Raw genomic sequence first — 18,074 nt, 5'->3', positions numbered from 1 at the left:
ACTCAGTTGCGCTGCGCCGCGATCACGACGATTTCGACGAGGCACTTCGGATTCGCGAGCTTTGCCTCGACGGTCGCGCGCGGCGGCGTGTCGCCCTGCGCGACCCACTCGTCCCACACGGCGTTCATGCCGGCGAAATGCGCCATGTCCGAAATATAGATCTGCACCGACAGCAACAGCGACTTGTCGCTGTTCGCTTCGGCGAGCAGACGGTCGATGTGACCGAGCACTTCGCGCGTCTGGCCGGCGATGTCCTGACCGTCGTCTTCGGCGATCTGACCCGCGAGGTACACGGTGCCGTTGTGCACGGCCATTTCCGAGAGACGCTTGCCGACGTGATAACGAATGACTGCCATGAAAAGTCCTGAGCTGAGGGGTTAATCGAACTACGTCCCGCACGACACTGCCGATGAAAACGAAAACGTCATGCGAAACTCAATATTATGACGCGTTCGTGGCCTGACCGATGAAGAACTCCCTCGCGAGCGCGATCTGGTCCGCCGCCAGGAAGGCCGGCGCATGCCCGACGCCGGCGATCTCCACGCTCGATGCGGCACGCCCGGTCGACACCATCTTCGCGACCGTTTCCCGCGACAGCAAATCCGACTGCTCGCCGCGCACCACCAGCACCGGCCCCTGGAACGACGCGAGCGAATGCCACAGCGCCGCCTCGCCGAGCTTCGCCGCTTCCTCGGTGACCGCCGCGAACGGCTGCGCGATGCGCGGGTCATAGCGCAGCACCCATGCGCCGTCCTGTTCGCGCAGCAACGGCGTATTGATTTCGCGCCATTCGTCCGGAGTCAGCGGTCCGAAGCTCTCCGCGAGCTGCGCGGCATAGTCAACGCCCTGCTGCAGCGTTTCGAAGCGCGCGGGCTTGCCAAGGTAATCGCCGATGCGCTTGACCGCGACCGGCTCCAGATGCGGCCCGACGTCGTTCAGCAGCAGCTTGCGAATCGGCGTGTCCGGCAGGCCGGCGAGCCCCATGCCGATCAGGCCGCCCATCGAGGTGCCGAACCAGTCGACGGTGTCGACGTCTAGCCGCGCGATCAGCGTGACCATGTCGGCGACGTACTGCGGCACCGCGTATAAGTTGGGGTTCGCGAGCCACGACGACAAGCCCCGGCCAACCACGTCCGGGCACACGACGCGATAGGCGTCCGCGAAGTTGGCGGCGAGGCGGTCGAAATCGCGTCCCGATCGCGTGAGTCCGTGCACGCACAGCAACACCCGCGGATTGTCCGGATCGCCCCACTCGGTATAGGCGACGCGATGCAGGCCGGCAGCGCTCGCGCACCGCACGTAACGTTGACGCGGCGCGGGCCGCCCGGTGGTGAAAGCGGAAGTCGTTGCGGTCATCTGGTGTCCTTGCAAAGACGCTGCGGATTGCGCTGCGAACGATTGTAAACCGCTTCGTCGCGCGGCAAGCATCGGCCAGAAGGCTTAGGAAGGTCGGTCCAACCGTCCGGCGCATCAGCCGCCGCGCGCCAAAAACAGAACGGGCAAGACTCACGTCTCGCCCGTTCGGAAAACACCCTTGCCGCCGCGCGGTCGCGTCGACGCGCGCAGCGGCGCTTCAACCCGCGTCAGCTCACCGCGCTCACATCGAGCGGCGCGCCGGTTTTCGCCTTGATTTCGTCGACGCTCACACCCGGCGCGAGTTCGGTCACTTTCAAGCCGTTTTCGGTCACTTCGATCACGCCGAGATCGGTGATGATCTCGTCGACCACACCCACACCGGTCAGCGGGAGCGTGCATTCTTCGAGGATCTTGTGCTGGTCGCCCTTCGCGACATGCTCCATCAGCACGACCACTCGCTTGACGCCCGCGACCAGGTCCATCGCGCCGCCCATGCCTTTGATCATCTTGCCCGGGATCATCCAGTTCGCGAGATCGCCCTTCCTGCTGATCTGCATCGCACCGAGAATCGCGAGATTGATGTGGCCGCCGCGAATCATCGCGAACGAATCCGCCGAAGAGAAAATCGACGAACCGGGCAGCGTCGTCACCGTTTGCTTGCCGGCGTTGATCAAGTCGGCGTCGACTTCGTCTTCGGTCGGCGACGGGCCGATACCGAGCAGACCGTTCTCCGACTGCAGCCACACTTCCGCGCCCGCCGGCACGTGGTTTGCGACCAGCGTCGGCAAGCCGATGCCGAGGTTCACGTAAAAGCCGTCCTGCAGTTCCTTCGCCGCGCGCGCGGCCATTTCGTCACGAGTCCATGCCATGATCAGTCTCCTTTCGCGCGGATGACGCGTTGTTCGATGCGTTTTTCCGGATGCGCATTCAGCACGATGCGCTGCACGAAGATGCCGGGCGTGTGGATCGCGTCCGGATCGAGCTCGCCCACTTCGACGATCTCTTCGACTTCCGCGACGGTGATGCGGCCCGCCATCGCGCACATCGGATTGAAGTTGCGAGCGGTGCGGCGATAGATCAGGTTGCCGGCCTTGTCGGCCTTCCATGCCTTGACGAGCGCGACATCGGCGGTCAGCGAATGTTCGAGCACGTAGTGGTTCTCGCCGAACTGGCGGGTTTCCTTGCCCTCGGCGATCTGCGTGCCGAAGCCGGTGTTCGTGAAAAACGCCGGGATGCCCGAGCCGCCCGCGCGCAGCTTCTCGGCGAGCGTGCCTTGCGGCGTGAATTCGAGCTCGAGTTCGCCGGCCAGGTACTGGCGCTCGAACTCCTTGTTTTCGCCGACGTACGACGAGATCATCTTCTTGATCTGACGCGTCTCGAGCAGCAGGCCGAGGCCGAAACCGTCGACGCCCGCGTTGTTGCTGATGCAGGTGATGCCCTGCACCTTCGAATCGCGCAGCGCAGCGATCAGCGCCTCAGGAATGCCGCACAGCCCGAAGCCGCCGACGGCGAACGTCTGCCCGTCCTTGACGATGTCCTTCAGCGCCTCGGCGGCGCCTGGATAGACCTTGTTCATCTGTATGTCCCTTCCTCTATGGAAACCCGAAACGTGTACGTAGTGCGCCGGATCATTGCGGCTGATATCGCAACGGGCGAACTTCACGTCGCCTCACGATACCGCTACGTCATTCTAGTCATCCGCGGCTTGAGCCGCGTTGTCATCTGCCCGAAAGAGTACGCTGGGCCCGCCATGCGGCACAATACGCAAAAATACATAAGTACTTGCCTCCCGCCCATGCCCGCCCTGGATTACCGCACTGCGTTTCACCTCGCGCCGATCGGACTCGTGCTGTCCCGCGAGCGGACCATCGAAGACTGCAACGACGAGCTAGCGTCGATATTCGGCTACGCGCGCGACGTGCTGATCGGTCAGTCGTTCCAGGTGTTGTATCCATCGGCGGATGAGTTCGAGCGGATCGGCGCGCGCATTCCGCCGATCATGACCGCGCAAGGCAGCTATGCGGACGACCGGATCATGAAGCGCGCGAACGGCGAGCTGTTCTGGTGTCACGTGACGGGCCGCGCGCAGCAGCGCACCGACCCGCACGCGGCGGGTGTCTGGACCTTCGAGGATTTGAGCGCAACCCGGCGGGTCGCGGTGGAACTGACGCCACGCGAGCGCGAAATCGCCGCGCAACTGGTGACGGGCAAGACCAGCAAGCAGATCGGCCGCGTGCTCGACATCAGCCCGCGAACGGTCGACGTCTACCGCGCGCGGCTCATGCGCAAATACGATACGGGCAATGCGACCGAGCTGTTGCAGCGGCTGCTCGGGGATTGAGAGAGGGCGTTTGAAGCGCGCGACAGCGCTGTCAAGCCGCGCGCTCAGGCCACCTTGACGAGCGCCGCGCTCTCGATGGCCGCGCGCAGTACGTCAGGCACCGGCACCGACTTGCCCGCCGCGTAGTCGATCCACACGCATCGCGCGGCGCCTCGCGCATAGAGCGTATCCGGCTCATCGGCGCGCAGGAGCTCGAAAGCCGTATCGAAGCTGCTGCGCCCCGGTGTCGCCACCGACATCCGGCCGATCACGTCGCCCGGATAGTGCAGCTGCTTCAGAAACTCCATCGACGCATTGACGATCACCGGCCCCTGCCCGTCCGCGCGCTGGCCGACAAAGTCCATGTGCTCGAACCAGGAAATCCGCACCTGCTCCATGTAGCGGAAATAAACCGTGTTGTTGACGTGACCGAAGGCGTCCATGTCGCCCCAGCGGATCGGCATCGTCATTTCGAAAACTGCGTGAAAATCGCTCATTCTGTACTTCCGTTCTTCCTTTTTCTGCCTGACTTTTGAAACTTTGGACGACCCGCTCACGCGAGTCCGAAGCCGTCGTCGGCGACGATCACCGAGCCGTTGATGAACTGCGATTCATCCGCCGCGAGCAGCAGGAGCAGCCCGTCGAGATCCTCCGGCTTGCCGACCCGATGACGCGGCAGCATCGCCACGAGTTTCTGCCCCTGATCGGTCGACCAGTGGTGATGGTTGATCTCGGTGTCGATATACCCGGGGCAGATCGCGTTCACATTGATGCCGTGCTTGCCCCACTCGAGCGCCATCGCCTTCGTCATGTGGACCACCGCGGCCTTGCTCATCGAATACAGGCCGATTTGCGGCAGCACGCGCAAGCCCGCCATCGACGCGATGTTGATGATCCGGTACGACGGCTTCTGCGCGTTGTTGCCGCGCATGATCATGCGCTTGGCGACTTCCTGCGCCACGAAAAACGCGCCGCGCGTATTCGTGTCGAACACGTATTCGAAGTCCGCCGGCGTGACCTCGGACAGCTTCTGCGTGGTCGACACGCCCGAGTTGTTGACGAGGATATCGATGGTGCCGGCCTCGGTCTCCGCGTGCGCGACCGCCGACTTGATGCTCTGATAGTCGGTCACGTCGAGCGACACGACGTGCGCGGCGCCGCCGGACGCCTCGATTTCCGCGCGCAGCTCCTTGAGCCGCTCGGTACGTCGGCTCGCCAGCACGACCTTCGCGCCCGCCTGCGACAGCACCTGCGCGAAGCGCTTGCCCAGCCCGCTCGAGGCGCCCGTAATCAGCGCGACCTTGCCTTCCAGATTGATCGAACGGCCCATTGTCTTTCCTTGTTCGGTTGTGGTGACAACTGCGGTTGACGGGTTCGGTAGGATCCGACTAAGGGTCTTTACCGTATCATGAAATAGTACGCTCGTGCTAATCTGTGGCTTTTCAGGTTGCGGCGCGGGGATCGATCGCCCACAATACGAACCCGAAAAAAGCATTCTAACGGTAAGAGGAGCATCAATGACCCCCGCAAGTCTCATTGAGCAGTACGGCCCGCGCGAGTCGATGGAGTATGACGTCGTCATCGTCGGCGGCGGCCCTGCGGGCCTGTCGGCGGCCATTCGCCTGAAGCAGCGCGCCGCCGAACAAGGCGCTGACATTGGCGTATGCGTACTCGAAAAAGGCTCTGAGATCGGGGCGCATATTCTGTCGGGCGCGGTGATGGATCCGCGCGCGCTGACCGAATTGATCCCGGACTGGAAGGAGAAAGGCGCGCCGCTGACGGTCGACGTGACCGAAGACCGCTTCCTGTTCCTGTCGGAGACGGGCGCGAAGAGCGTGCCGAACTGGGCGTTACCGGACAATTTCAAGAATCACGGCAACTACGTGATCAGCCTCGCGAACGTGACGCGCTGGCTGGGTCAGCAGGCCGAGGCGCTCGGCGTCGAGATTTTCCCGGGCTTTTCGGCGGCTGAAGTGCTGTACAACGACGACGGCTCGGTCAAGGGCGTCGCGACGGGCAACCTCGGCATCGGCAAGGACGGCGAGCCGACCGAGAACTTCCAGCTCGGCATGGAACTGCACGCGAAGTACACGCTGTTCTGCGAAGGCGCCCGCGGCCACCTCGGCCGCCAGCTGAACGAGAAGTTCAAGCTGCGCGACGGCGTCGATCCGCAGGTGTACGGCATCGGTATCAAGGAGCTGTGGGAGATCGATCCCGCCAGGCACAAGCCGGGTCTGGTGATGCACACGGCCGGCTGGCCGCTCGAAAACGACACGTACGGCGGCTCGTTCCTCTACCACATGGACAACAACCAGGTCGTGGTCGGCTTCGTGGTCGGCCTCGGCTATTCGAATCCGTATCTGTCGCCGTTCGAGGAATTCCAGCGCTACAAGACGCATCCGGCGATCCGCGCGATTCTCGAAGGCGGCAAGCGCGTGTCCTACGGTGCGCGCGCGATCACCGCGGGCGGCCTGATGTCGTTGCCGAAGCTGGTGTTCCCGGGCGGTGCGCTGGTCGGCGACGACGCGGGCTTCCTGAATGCGTCGCGCATCAAGGGTTCGCACGCTGCGATCAAGACCGGCATGCTCGCCGCCGATGCCGCGTTCGACGCTGTCCAGGCAGGCCGTCAATCAGACGAATTGAGCGCCTACCCGGAAGCGTTCAAGACGTCGTGGCTCTACACCGAGCTGTATCGCGCACGTAACTTCAAGCAGTGGATGAGCAAGGGTCTCTACCTCGGCACGCTGATGGTCGGTCTCGAGCAGAAGCTGCTCGGCGGCAATGTGCCGTGGACGCTGCACCATCAGCATTCCGATCATGAGATGCTGAAGCCGGCTTCGCAGTGCAAGCCGATTACGTATCCGAAGCCGGACGGCAAGCTGACGTTCGACCGGCTGTCCTCGGTGTTCATCTCGAACACGAATCACGAGGAAAATCAGCCGGCGCACCTGACGCTGAAGGATCCGACCGTGCCGGTCAACGTGAACTGGCAGACCTACGCGGGACCGGAGGCACGTTATTGCCCCGCTGCAGTGTACGAGTTCGTGAAGAACGACGACGGCAGCGAGCGGCTCGTCATCAATGCGCAGAACTGCGTGCACTGCAAGACCTGCGATATCAAGGACCCGACGCAGAATATCGTGTGGGTCACGCCGGAAGGCGGTGGCGGTCCGAACTATCCGAATATGTGATTGAGATGCCGTTTGCCTTTGCGGCGCTGCGCGATAACCGGCAGCGTCGCGCAGGCAAATTCCGATAGCGCGCTCGCGCTTTCGTCTGCGCGCATTCTTGCGCGTTTCGTTGGTCCCCTTCCCTATTCTTTTCTATGGCGGCTCGTTCGCCGCCAATCGCGGGACCGCGTCAGGGTTACGGCGCGCTCGCCGCGATCTTCGGCGTGCTCACGGCCACATCACCGCATTGCGCGCGATGGCGCAACGCGTGATCGATCAGCACGAGCGCAAGCATCGACTCGGCAATCGGCGTCGCACGAATGCCGACGCAGGGGTCGTGCCGCCCGAAGGTCTCGACGATCGCGGGGTTCCCCTCTTTGTCGATCGAACGGCGCGGCGTGCGAATGCTCGACGTCGGCTTGATCGCGATCGACACCGTGATGTCCTGCCCCGTCGAAATACCGCCGAGCACGCCGCCCGCGTGATTGCCGACGAAACCTTCCGGCGTCAGCTCGTCGCCATGCACCGAGCCGCGTTGCGCGACGCTCGCGAAGCCCGCGCCGATCTCGACGCCCTTCACCGCGTTGATGCCCATCATCGCGTGCGCGATGTCGGCGTCGAGGCGGTCGAACAGCGGCTCGCCGAGGCCGACCGGCACACCGGAGGCAACCACGTTGATGCGCGCGCCGATCGAATCACCGTCCTTGCGCAGCGCGTCCATATACGCCTCAAGCTGCGGAACGATCTCCGCATTCGGCACGAAAAACGGGTTTTCGCGCACCTGCGCCCAATCGACGAACGGCACGTCGATCTCGCCGAGCGCGGCCATATAGCCGCGAATTTCGGTGCCGAACTTCTCGCGCAGCCACTTCTTCGCGACCGCGCCCGCCGCGACCGTCGGCGCCGTCAGCCGTGCCGACGAGCGGCCGCCACCGCGGTAATCGCGAATGCCGTACTTTTGCCAGTACGTGTAGTCGGCGTGGCCGGGGCGGAACGTTTCCGCGATGTTGCCGTAGTCCTTGCTGCGCTGGTCGGTATTGCGGATCAGCAGCGCAATTGGCGCGCCGGTGGTTTGACCTTCGAACACGCCCGAGAGGATCTCGACCTTGTCTTCTTCCTGGCGCTGCGTCACGTGGCGCGACGTGCCCGGCTTGCGGCGATCGAGTTCGAACTGGATGTCGGCTTCGTTGAGCGCCATGCCCGGCGGGCAGCCGTCGATCACGCAGCCGATAGCGGGGCCGTGCGATTCGCCGAAGGTCGTGACAGTGAAAAGCGTACCGAGCGTGTTGCCGGACATGAGCGTCGTCCAAAGAAATACGGGGAGAACGCTATTATGCCAGCCCGCTCGCCTCGAAGCCGGGCCTGGCGACGGCGATGGCCGATCGGTCAAGGCGCACTCGGCCGACCACGATTGATGGCGGGCGAGCTCGCCATCTCTCTCGGCGTCCGCGCACCGGCCCACGGCTATTTGCGGGCGCCTCGCAGATCGGTCACGATCCGCTGCAGTGTCTCCGGCGTCGCGAGCGCCGGGTCGATCGGCTCGCCGACGGCGAGGCTCAGCCGGCTCATCACACCTTTGCTGATCGGCCGCGGCCAGGTTGCGTCCACCGCGCGCGAAAACACGCTGCCCCACAGCCCGCGCAACGCCATCGGAATGACGGGCGCCGGCGTCCGCCTGACGATCTCGGCGACGCCGTGGCGAAACGGATTCAGCTCGCCGGTACGCGTCAGCTTCCCTTCGGGAAAGATGCAGACGAGTTCGCCGTCCGCGAGCGCCTGCGCGCACAGGTCGTACGCACGCGCGAGCAGCGCCGCGTCCTGATGCGCGGACGCGATCGGAATCGCCTTCGCGTGCCGGAACAGCCAGCCGACGAACGGCGAGCGGAAGATCTGGTGGTCCATCACGAAGCGGATCGGCCGCGGGCTTTCGGCCATGATGACGATCGCATCGACGAAACTGACGTGATTGCACACGAGCACCGCCGCGCCCTGCTCCGGAATCCGCTCCGCGTGCACGAGCCGGATCCGGTAGAACGTATGCACGAGCAGCCACGCGATGAAGCGCAGCAGGAACTCGGGCACGAGCGAATAGATGTGGCCCGCGACGACCACATTCAGAAGCGCGGTGACGAGGAAGATCGCCGGAATACTGAAGCCCGCAGCGGTCAGGCCCACTGCCATCAGCGCCGACACGATCATGAACAGCGAGTTGAGGATGTTGTTCGCGGCGATGATGCGCGCGCGATGGCTCGGCTGACTACGACTCTGGATCAGCGCATACAGCGGCACGCTGTAAAAGCCGCCGAACATCGCGAGCAGGAACAGATCGGCGAGCACGCGCCAATGCGCTAGCCGCGCGAGAAATTCGCCAACGCTGAGCAGATGCCCCGCCGGCGGCAGCGCGTGGCTCGCGAAAAAAAGATCGATCGCGAACACGCTCATGCCGATCGAGCCGAGCGGCACGAGGCCGACTTCGATTCGCCGCTTCGAGAGCCGTTCGCACAACAGCGAGCCGATGCCGATGCCGATCGAAAACGTGGCGAGCAGCACGGTCACGACGTCGGGATCGGCGGACAGCACGTCCTTCGCGAAGTTGAAGAACGACGCGAGGAACGTCGCGCCGACGAACCACAGCCACGAAATGCCGAGCAGACCAAGAAACACCGTGCGGTTTTCGTGCGCGAGCTTCAGATTGCGCCACGTTTCGCTGACCGGGTTCCAGTTGATGCGCAATCCGGGCTGCGGCGCGGACGTAGCCGGCACGAAGCCCGACACGGCGCGCCCGATCAGCGCGATCGCGATACACGCGCAAGCGAGCACCACCGCGCCATGCTCGGCGAACCCCGCGCCCGCGCCGCCGACGATCGTGCCGATCAGGATCGCGACGAAGGTGCCCATCTCGACCATGCCATTGCCGCCGACCAGCTCCGCCTGCGAGAGATGCTGCGGCAGATACGAGTACTTGACCGGCCCGAATACCGTCGAATGCACGCCCATCAGGAACGTGCACAGGTACAGCAACGGCGCGCTATGCAGCCAGAACCCCGCGCCGCCGACCAGCATCACCGCGATCTCGAAAGTCTTGACGAGGCGCGTGAGCAACGCCTTGTCGTACTTGTCCGCGATCTGGCCGGAAGTGGCCGAAAACAGCACGAAAGGCAGAATGAAAATCGCGGAGATCAGGAACGCGGCGGTTTTCGGGTCGACGCCCGAAAACCGCGCCGCCTGATACGTGACAAGCGACGTGAAGCCGATCTTGAACACGTTGTCGTTCATCGCGCCGAGAAACTGTGTCCAGAAGAACGGCGCGAAGCGGCGCTGGCCGAGCAGGCGGAACTGGGATTCGTGCGCTTCGTGCGCGCGAGCGGCGCGGCGGGCGGCGGGCAACGGACGATCGTTCATGAAGTCAGGAGAACGGCGCGGAAAAATGGCGATGAAGCGGGCGGCACGGCCGGCAAGCGGATCGCCGCGACTCGCGCACGCGGCTCCCGCAATCCGCCCGCACCAGCTCCAGGCACAAAAAAAAGCGCCCGCTTGCGCGCGCGCCCTGTCGGCGGATTCGCGCTCGCGGCGACGGCCGGAGCGCGACCTTCGAGCCACGCGCATCAACGCGCCGGCTGCTGGTCCTGTCCCTCCTGCTCTTCCGGCCAGTCGCGGATATAGGCCTTCAGCATGCGGTTCTCGAACCCCTGCTCCTCGACCACCGCCTTCGCGACGTCGTAAAACGAGATGACGCCCATCAGCGTGCGGCTTTCCATGACGGGCAGATAGCGCACGTGATGCTCGAGCATCATGCGGCGCACTTCGTTGACGTCGGTTTCGGGTGTGCAGGTGAGCGGATGGTCGTCCATCACCTTGCGGATCGTCGAGGTGCCGACGCTGCCGCCGTTCTCGCTCAAGGTCAGAATGATTTCGCGAAACGTCAGCATGCCGACGAGGTCGCCGTACTCCATCACGACGAGCGAGCCGATGTCGTGCTCGGCCATGGTATTGACGGCGTCATGCAGCGTGGTATCCGGCGTGACCGTAAAAAGGGTATTGCCCTTGACTTTAAGAATGTCGCTGACTCGCATGATCTATCTCCTGATACCGCCAATCTTGCAGTGCATGAAATGTTTTTTCGATCCTATCGGAAAGGCCCATAAAAGGAAAGCGGCCCGCCAGCCAAGGCGCGGCGGGCTTCGGAGACTCGTATTCATCCGACTTCCAGATTGCGAGCATGCCACGCTCCCGGCTCGAGCCGCACGAACCCGCGGGAAAACCGCGCTTGAAGCGGCGCGCGCCAATGATAGGATGGCCGCCCACCCCGATCTTTCGCGAGGCCGCTCGCGGCCCGCCGCCCACGATGTCCGCCAACCGTTTCGATACGCTTGCGCTGCACGCCGGCGCAGCCCCCGACCCTGCCACCGGCGCGCGCGCGACGCCGATCTACCAGACCACGTCGTTTTCGTTCCGCGACTCGGATCACGCCGCCGCGCTGTTCAACATGGAGCGCGCCGGCCACGTCTACTCGCGCATCTCGAATCCGACCGTCGCCGTGTTCGAGGAGCGCGTCGCCGCGCTCGAAAACGGCGCCGGCGCAATCGGCACCGCGAGCGGCCAGGCCGCGCTGCATCTGGCGATCGCGACGCTGATGGGCGCGGGTTCGCACATCGTCGCGTCGAGCGCGCTGTACGGCGGCTCGCACAATCTGCTGCATTACACGCTGCGACGCTTCGGTATCGAGACGAGCTTCGTCAAGCCCGGCGACTTCGACGCGTGGCGCGCCGCGCTGCGCCCCAACACGCGCCTGCTATTCGGCGAAACGCTCGGCAATCCGGGCCTCGACGTGCTCGACATCGCCGCGCTCGCACAGATCGCGCACGCGCACCGCGTGCCGTTGCTGGTCGACTCGACCTTCACGACGCCCTACCTGCTGCGCCCCTTCGAGCACGGCGCCGACCTCGTCTACCACTCGGCGACCAAGTTTCTCGGCGGCCACGGCACGACGATCGGCGGGGTGCTGGTCGACGGCGGCACGTTCGACTTCGAAGCTTCCGGCCGCTTTCCCGAATTCACCGAGCCGTACGACGGTTTCCATGGCATGGTATTCGCGGAGGAAAGCACCGTCGCGCCGTTCCTGCTGCGCGCGCGTCGGGAAGGCTTGCGCGACTTCGGCGCGTGCCTGCATCCGCAGGCCGCGTGGCAGCTGCTGCAAGGCATCGAGACACTGCCGTTGCGCATGGAGCGTCACGTCGTCAACACACGGCGCGTGGTCGAGTTTCTCGCCGGTCATGCGGCGGTCGAATCGGTCGCCTATCCCGAGTTGCCGACGCATCCCGACCACGCGCTCGCCAGGCGGCTGCTACCGCGCGGCGCGGGCGCCGTGTTCAGCTTCAACCTGCGCGGCGACCGCGCGGCCGGGCGAGCCTTCATCGAAGCGCTCACGCTCTTCTCGCACCTCGCGAACGTCGGCGACGCGCGCTCGCTGGTGATTCACCCGGCATCGACGACGCACTTCCGCATGGATGCCGCCGCGCTCGCCGCGGCCGGTATCACCGAAGGCACGATCCGTCTGTCAATCGGGCTCGAAGATCCGGATGACCTGATCGACGATCTGAAGCGCGCGCTGAAGGCCGCGCAAAGAACCGCGCAACCGGCGAGCGGCGGTCGTACCGCAACGCCGAACGGCAGCGCCTCACAACAGACCGCCACTGCCGCGCCCGCCGCCACGAGCACCCCCGCCCGCCCGGAGTCCGAATGATCGTCACCGTTCAAGGCAAACCGGCCTACGCCTACACCGGCGGCAAACCCTTCGACGCGAGCCTGCCAACCGCCGTGTTCATCCACGGTGCCGAGCACGATCACAGCGTGTGGGCGCTGCAAAGCCGCTACTTCGCGCATCACGGCTTCGGCGTGCTCGCAGTCGATCTGCCGGGCCACCGACGCAGCGCCGGCCCCGCGCTCGCCAGCATCGCCGCGCTGGCCGACTGGCTCGCCGCGCTGCTCGATGCCGTGGGCGTCACGCGTGCGTTCGTCGCCGGTCACAGCATGGGCTCGCTGATCGCGCTCGACTTCGCCGGCCGCTATCCGCAGCGCGCAACGCATCTTGCGCTGCTCGCCACCGCGCTGCCGATGACGGTCTCCGACGCGCTGCTCGACGCCGCGCTCAATCGCGAGCCCGAGGCAATCGGCATGGTCAACCAGTGGTCGCATTCAACGCTCGCCGCGAAGCCCTCGTGCCCCGGCCCCGGCTTCTGGCTGCACGGCATGAACCAGCGGCTGATGGAGCACGTGTCCGCCAGCGGCGAGCCGCATCTGTTCCACACCGATTTCACCGCCTGCCATACCTATGCGGACGGCCACGCTCGTGCGGAGCAGGTACGTTGCGCCACGCGCCTGATCGTTGGCCGGCGCGATGCGATGACGCCGCCGCGCGCGGCGAAAGCGCTTGCCGATGCGCTCGCGCAGGCGGGCACGCCGGTCGACACCGTCACGCTCGATGCGGGCCACGCGTTGATGACCGAGCAACCCGACGCGACGCTCGATGCGCTCTACGGCTTCGCTTCGCGGCCGCCGCACGAAGCGCGCTGAAGGGGCGCGAGTTGGCGGCTCGTCGCGCGCCTCGGTGCTCCGCGGGCGGCCGTCGGGAATGCCGTTGCGAATCGCCACCGAATCGCTACGAACGACCACGATACCCACGCCGAACCCGCCGCGCCATCTGCCGAATGGCCAGGTTGCGCCAGGCAGGCGATCGCCGGAGAATGATTGAAGCTGTCTTTTTCAGCCTCCGGAGGCCGTCATGGCTCATACAGCGCATACCGATCACTTCGCGAACTTCGCGGAGTTTTATCCGTACTACCTGAGCGAGCATCGCAACCTCGTGTCGCGGCGGCTGCATTTCGTCGGCTCGCTAGGCGTCATTGGCTGCCTCGCGATGGCGCTCGCCACCGGCGACTGGCTATGGTTGCCGGCGGCCGTGGTGTGCGGCTACGGCTTCGCGTGGGTCGGCCATTTCTTCTTCGAAAAGAACAGGCCGGCCACCTTCCGTCATCCGTTTTACAGCCTGATGGGCGACTGGGTGATGTTCAAGGACATCTGCGTGGGGAAGATTTCGTTGTAGCTTTATCGGGCGGCTCGAAGTCTGGCCGCCCTATCATGCTGCCTGGTGCGGCATCGAAGCCGCCGCGCGCTCGCCATCGCCGGCTTGCGCCGCCCGTGCCGCCGCGCGCGAGGCGAGCAACGCGGCGAGCGTCACCTTCAGCTGGTCGTTGTCGAGCGCGGCGAGCAGCATGCCGCCGTCCACGCGCGTGGAGTCGAGTTCGAGCTGATACGCAAGCTCCGCGCGGTCGATCACGAACAGGTCGTACAGCCGCTGCACGGTCACCTGCGCCGGGTTCGCGAGCAGCACGAAGTGCGGGCCGGTATGGTCCTCCTCCAGCCGCGCGATCCACTCGATCTCCTCGAGACGCTGCAACAGCATCAGCGTCGTATCCTTGTCGCGGCGAAGCATCCGGGCAAGCTCGGGCATCGTGTAGCCGGGTCTGCCGCCCTCACGCGCCTCGCACAGCCGCGCGAGCAATTCGAGCGAATCGAACAGATTGCTGCCATAGAACACAGGGCGGTGAAACTGACCGATGCGAATCGCCGGCAACGCCGATGCGATCATCGCGCCGGTCAGCGTGATGAACCAGCACAGGTACATCCACACCAGGAACAGCGGCACCGCGGCGAACGCGCCGTACACCGCCGTATAGGTCGGAATACGGCGCACGTAGTAGCCGAAGCCGCGCTTGGCGAGCTCGAAAGCGACTGCGGCGATCACGCCGCCGACCACCGCGTCGCGCCATTCGACACGGCAGTTCGGCAGATAAACGTAAAGGATCGTGAACGCGAGCATCGTGAACGGCAGCGAGGCGCTCGCGAGCGCCCATTCGATCAGCGGTGTGATGCGCTGCGCGGCGCTAAACGACATCGATTGCGTGAACAGATACGACGAGATGGACAGGCTCACGCCGATCAGGATCGGACCGAGCGTGATGATCGCCCAGTACACGAGAATGCGCTGCGCGACGGGCCGCGCCTTGCGCACGCGCCAGATCACATTGAACGCGGACTCGACGGTCATCATCGTCATCACCGCGGTGACGAACAGAATGATCATGCCGATCGTGGTCAGCCCTTTGGCCTTCGATGCGAACTGGTTCAGATACTTGAAGATCTGATCGTTCAGTTGCGCGGGCATCAGGTGGTCGGCAAGAAAAAACTGCAGCGACGCCTGGAACGAGCTGAAGATCGGAAACGCGGTGAACAGCGCAAACGCGACGGTGGCGAGCGGCACGAGCGCGAGCATCGTCGTGAACGTCAGGCTGCCCGCGACCTGCGGAATCCGGTCCTCGCCGATGCGTTGCGCCGCGAATTGCGCGAGCCGTTTGAGCGTGTCGAGATCGAAACGCACCTTAACCAACAAACCTGCCTCCTTGCTTGCTGAACCGTCAGACCGGGACTGCGGGAACTCCGCGCGGCGTTTGGCCGAAGCACCTGGCCGAACGGCTATGAGCGGCCTGTGCAACGGACCGAGCCCCTATAATACCCGTTCAATGATGAGGCCTATGAAAGACATTCTCGTGCTTTATTACAGCCGTCACGGCGCCACGCGCGAGCTCGCGCTGGCGATCGCGCACGGCGTCGACAGCGTCCCCGGCACGCAGGCGCGCGTGCGCACCGTGCCGGCGGTTTCCACGGTTTGCGAGGCGAGCGAGCCGGACATTCCCACCGAAGGACCACCGTACGTCGAGCTGCACGACCTCGAAGAATGCGCGGGCCTCGCGCTCGGCTCGCCGACCCGCTTCGGCAACATGGCGGCCGCGCTCAAATACTTTCTCGACGGCACCACGCCGCAGTGGCTATCCGGTGCACTGTCGGGCAAGCCGGCCTGCGTGTTCACGTCGACCGGCAGCCTGCACGGCGGCCAGGAATCCACGCTGCTGTCGATGATGCTGCCGCTGCTCCATCACGGCATGCTGATCGTCGGCATTCCGTACACGGAGAGCGCGCTGTCCACTACGCAGACCGGCGGCACGCCGTACGGCGCGTCGCATTACGCGCGCGCGGGCACGGCTGGCCATGGCATCTCCGCCGACGAACGGACGCTGGCGATTGCGCTTGGCGCGCGCGTTGCGCGCACGGCGGCGTCGATGTCCGAAAGGCCGTGAGCGTAAAGCCGTGAACGAACCGGATCGGCAACCCTCCGAACGCGACGACGCCCGTCGTCACGCGGGTGGCGCTGAACTCGCGGCCACGAACTCCGGGGGCCACGCGAACGCGGCGCCCGCAAGCCTCGCGGCGAACGCGTCGGTATCTGCAACCGTCGTGCCCGTCCAACCCAAAGCTGCCGCCGCGCTCGTCGCCGCTTTCACACTGGTCTCGATGATCGTGCTTGCCGTCGCATGGGAATGGTGGCTCGCGCCGTTGCGCTCTGGCGGCTCGCTGCTCGTGCTGAAAGCGTTGCCGCTACTCTCCGCGTTGCCGGGCGTGTGGCGACGTCGGCTTTACACGATGCAATGGGCGTCGATGCTGATCCTGCTGTATTTCGCCGAAGGCGTCGTGCGTGGCTGGAGCGATCATGGCTTGAGCGCACGGCTCGGTTGGCTTCAGGCAGCGCTCGCCATGATCTTCTTCGCCTGCGCACTCGCGTATGTCGGACCGTTCAAGCGCGCGGCGAAACGGGCCGCGAAGCAGGCTGTAAAGCAGGCTGCAAAGCAGGCCGTCAGCGAACCGACCCCGCCCGCCTGACGCCCAAGCCCCAACACCGTCAACCGATCCACATGACCCACACCGCTTTTCTCGCCGCCTGCCGCGACGCCATCGGCGCGACTCACGTACTGACCGATGCGCACGACACCGCTCCCTTTCTGACCGACTGGCGCCGCCGCTACACCGGCGCGGCCTGCGCGGTGCTGTGCCCGGCCACGTCCGCGGAAGCCGCCGCGCTCGTCAGGCTCGCGGTCGAACATTGCGTCGCGCTGGTGCCGCAGGGCGGCAACACCGGCCTCGCGGGTGGCGCGACACCCGACGCGAGCGGCGCTCAGGCGGTCATCAGCCTGCGCCGCCTGAATCGCGTGCGCGACATCGATCCGCACAACAACACGATCACGGTCGAAGCCGGCGTGATCCTCGCCGACGTGCAGAAGCACGCCGAAGCGGCCGGGCGTCTGTTTCCGCTGAGCCTCGCCGCCGAAGGCAGCTGCACGATCGGCGGCAATCTGTCGACCAACGCGGGCGGCACCGGCGTGCTGCGCTATGGCAATACGCGCGAGCTATGCCTCGGCCTCGAAGTGGTGACGCCGCAAGGCGAACTGTGGGACGGCCTGCGCGGGCTGCGCAAGGACAACACCGGCTACGATCTGCGCGACCTGTTCATCGGCGCGGAAGGCACGCTCGGCCTGATCACCGCGGCGGTGCTCAAGCTGCATCCGCAGCCGGCCGCGCGCGTCACCGCGCTCGCCGCGCTCGCGTCGCCGCATGCGGCGCTCGATTTTCTCGCGCTCACGCAACGCGTCGCCGGGCCGCTCCTGACCGGCTTCGAACTGATGTCGGATTTCTGCCTGCGCCTCGTCGGCCGGCATTTCGAGCAGATGCGTTATCCGTTCGCCGAACCGCATGCGCAGGTCGTGCTGCTCGAACTGTCGGACAGCGAAAGCGAAGTGCACGCGCGCACGCTGTTCGAGGGGCTGATGGAAACCGCCCTCGAACAAGGTCTCGTGGAAGACGCCGTGGTGGCGGAAAACCTCGCGCAGTCTCGGGCGTTCTGGAATCTGCGCGAGCACATTCCGCTCGCCCAGGCCGAGGAGGGCCTGAACATCAAGCACGACATCGCGGTGCCGATTTCACGCATCGGCCACTTCATCGAAACCACCGATGCGGCAATCGCGCAAGCCGCGCCGGGCGCGCGCATGGTCACGTTCGGCCATCTCGGCGACGGCAATCTGCACTACAACGTGCAGGCGCCCGAGGGCGTCGATGCGAAGGCGTTTCTGCGGCAGTACCAGAGCCCGATCAACCGGATCGTCTACGACAGCGTCGATGCGCATCGCGGCAGCATCAGCGCGGAACACGGACTCGGCCAGTTGAAGATCGACGAAGCCGCCCGCTACAAGCAGGACGTCGAGGTGCGGATGATGCGCGCGATCAAGCAGGCGCTCGATCCGCTGAACCTGATGAATCCGGGCAAGGTGCTACGCTAATGT

At 65.1% G+C, this 18,074-nt stretch carries 18 protein-coding genes; 8 read left to right on the top strand and 10 right to left on the bottom strand.

Annotated elements, in window-relative coordinates; translation table 11 throughout:
- Positions 1–2: 2 nt before the first annotated feature.
- The 4 genes from OKW45_RS18705 to OKW45_RS18690 all read right to left on the bottom strand — a co-directional run bounded on the left by OKW45_RS18705 (position 3) and on the right by OKW45_RS18690 (position 2,932).
- Positions 3–356, bottom strand: coding sequence for a RidA family protein (locus OKW45_RS18705; RefSeq protein WP_018421153.1), 354 nt, complete (start codon positions 354–356; stop codon positions 3–5).
- An 85-nt stretch (positions 357–441) separates the two neighbouring features.
- On the bottom strand, positions 442–1,356 hold the full coding sequence (locus OKW45_RS18700) for an alpha/beta fold hydrolase (RefSeq protein WP_429470390.1): 915 nt from the start codon (positions 1,354–1,356) through the stop codon (positions 442–444).
- Between the two features lie 227 nt (positions 1,357–1,583).
- On the bottom strand, positions 1,584–2,225 hold the full coding sequence (locus OKW45_RS18695) for a CoA transferase subunit B (RefSeq protein ID WP_026225934.1): 642 nt from the start codon (positions 2,223–2,225) through the stop codon (positions 1,584–1,586).
- Positions 2,226–2,227: 2 nt separating this feature from the next.
- Positions 2,228–2,932, bottom strand: a complete 705-nt coding sequence (locus OKW45_RS18690) for a CoA transferase subunit A (protein WP_429470388.1) — start codon at positions 2,930–2,932, stop codon at positions 2,228–2,230.
- A 219-nt stretch (positions 2,933–3,151) separates the two neighbouring features.
- Here OKW45_RS18690 and OKW45_RS18685 point away from each other — a divergent pair, with 219 nt between their 5' ends.
- On the top strand, positions 3,152–3,697 hold the full coding sequence (locus OKW45_RS18685; protein ID WP_429470386.1) for a helix-turn-helix transcriptional regulator: 546 nt from the start codon (positions 3,152–3,154) through the stop codon (positions 3,695–3,697).
- 44 nt (positions 3,698–3,741) lie between these two features.
- Here OKW45_RS18685 and OKW45_RS18680 read toward each other — a convergent pair whose 3' ends face one another.
- Positions 3,742–4,173: a thioesterase family protein gene (locus OKW45_RS18680; protein WP_018421158.1), complete on the bottom strand. Its 432-nt coding sequence runs from the start codon at positions 4,171–4,173 to the stop codon at positions 3,742–3,744.
- 56 nt (positions 4,174–4,229) lie between these two features.
- Complete coding sequence (locus tag OKW45_RS18675; protein ID WP_018421159.1) at positions 4,230–5,006, bottom strand: SDR family oxidoreductase; 777 nt, start codon at positions 5,004–5,006, stop codon at positions 4,230–4,232.
- A 187-nt stretch (positions 5,007–5,193) separates the two neighbouring features.
- Here OKW45_RS18675 and OKW45_RS18670 point away from each other — a divergent pair, with 187 nt between their 5' ends.
- Positions 5,194–6,867 carry an electron transfer flavoprotein-ubiquinone oxidoreductase gene (locus OKW45_RS18670; protein WP_018421160.1) on the top strand — a complete coding sequence of 558 codons (1,674 nt, stop codon included), beginning with the start codon at positions 5,194–5,196 and terminating at the stop codon, positions 6,865–6,867.
- Positions 6,868–7,042: 175 nt separating this feature from the next.
- Here OKW45_RS18670 and aroC read toward each other — a convergent pair whose 3' ends face one another.
- From aroC to OKW45_RS18655, 3 genes are all read right to left on the bottom strand, one after another.
- Complete coding sequence (aroC, locus tag OKW45_RS18665) at positions 7,043–8,143, bottom strand: chorismate synthase (protein ID WP_429470384.1); 1,101 nt, start codon at positions 8,141–8,143, stop codon at positions 7,043–7,045.
- Positions 8,144–8,310: 167 nt separating this feature from the next.
- Positions 8,311–10,248 (bottom strand): MFS transporter, encoded by a 1,938-nt coding sequence (locus OKW45_RS18660; RefSeq protein WP_429470382.1) that lies wholly within the window; start codon positions 10,246–10,248, stop codon positions 8,311–8,313.
- 203 nt (positions 10,249–10,451) lie between these two features.
- Positions 10,452–10,919 carry a CBS domain-containing protein gene (locus OKW45_RS18655; RefSeq protein WP_018421164.1) on the bottom strand — a complete coding sequence of 156 codons (468 nt, stop codon included), beginning with the start codon at positions 10,917–10,919 and terminating at the stop codon, positions 10,452–10,454.
- A gap of 272 nt (positions 10,920–11,191) precedes the next feature.
- Between OKW45_RS18655 and OKW45_RS18650 the strand changes: the two genes are divergently transcribed.
- From OKW45_RS18650 to OKW45_RS18640, 3 genes are all read left to right on the top strand, one after another.
- Complete coding sequence (locus tag OKW45_RS18650) at positions 11,192–12,589, top strand: O-acetylhomoserine aminocarboxypropyltransferase (protein WP_429470380.1); 1,398 nt, start codon at positions 11,192–11,194, stop codon at positions 12,587–12,589.
- The gene (locus tag OKW45_RS18645; RefSeq protein WP_429470378.1) at positions 12,586–13,419 is read left to right on the top strand and encodes an alpha/beta fold hydrolase; all 834 of its coding nucleotides are present in this window, start codon (positions 12,586–12,588) and stop codon (positions 13,417–13,419) included. The genes OKW45_RS18650 and OKW45_RS18645 overlap by 4 nt, the downstream gene beginning before the upstream one ends.
- Positions 13,420–13,627: 208 nt before the next feature.
- Positions 13,628–13,948 (top strand): Mpo1-like protein, encoded by a 321-nt coding sequence (locus OKW45_RS18640; RefSeq protein WP_184006183.1) that lies wholly within the window; start codon positions 13,628–13,630, stop codon positions 13,946–13,948.
- 33 nt (positions 13,949–13,981) lie between these two features.
- Here the strand turns inward: OKW45_RS18640 and OKW45_RS18635 are convergent, their stop codons facing one another.
- On the bottom strand, positions 13,982–15,295 hold the full coding sequence (locus tag OKW45_RS18635; RefSeq protein WP_429470376.1) for a YihY family inner membrane protein: 1,314 nt from the start codon (positions 15,293–15,295) through the stop codon (positions 13,982–13,984).
- Between the two features lie 142 nt (positions 15,296–15,437).
- Between OKW45_RS18635 and wrbA the strand changes: the two genes are divergently transcribed.
- The 3 genes from wrbA to OKW45_RS18620 are packed head-to-tail and all read left to right on the top strand — an operon-like array spanning position 15,438 to position 18,071.
- Positions 15,438–16,040 (top strand): NAD(P)H:quinone oxidoreductase, encoded by a 603-nt coding sequence (wrbA, locus tag OKW45_RS18630; RefSeq protein ID WP_429470374.1) that lies wholly within the window; start codon positions 15,438–15,440, stop codon positions 16,038–16,040.
- Between the two features lie 10 nt (positions 16,041–16,050).
- Complete coding sequence (locus OKW45_RS18625) at positions 16,051–16,620, top strand: DUF2069 domain-containing protein (RefSeq protein WP_429470372.1); 570 nt, start codon at positions 16,051–16,053, stop codon at positions 16,618–16,620.
- Between the two features lie 32 nt (positions 16,621–16,652).
- Positions 16,653–18,071: an FAD-binding oxidoreductase gene (locus OKW45_RS18620; protein WP_429470370.1), complete on the top strand. Its 1,419-nt coding sequence runs from the start codon at positions 16,653–16,655 to the stop codon at positions 18,069–18,071.
- The last annotated feature ends 3 nt before the right edge of the window (positions 18,072–18,074 follow it).

This window comes from Paraburkholderia lebeckiae (genome assembly GCF_050436225.1).
GTDB classification, from domain to species: domain Bacteria; phylum Pseudomonadota; class Gammaproteobacteria; order Burkholderiales; family Burkholderiaceae; genus Paraburkholderia; species Paraburkholderia tuberum.
This window is presented reverse-complemented; position numbering and strand designations above follow the sequence as displayed.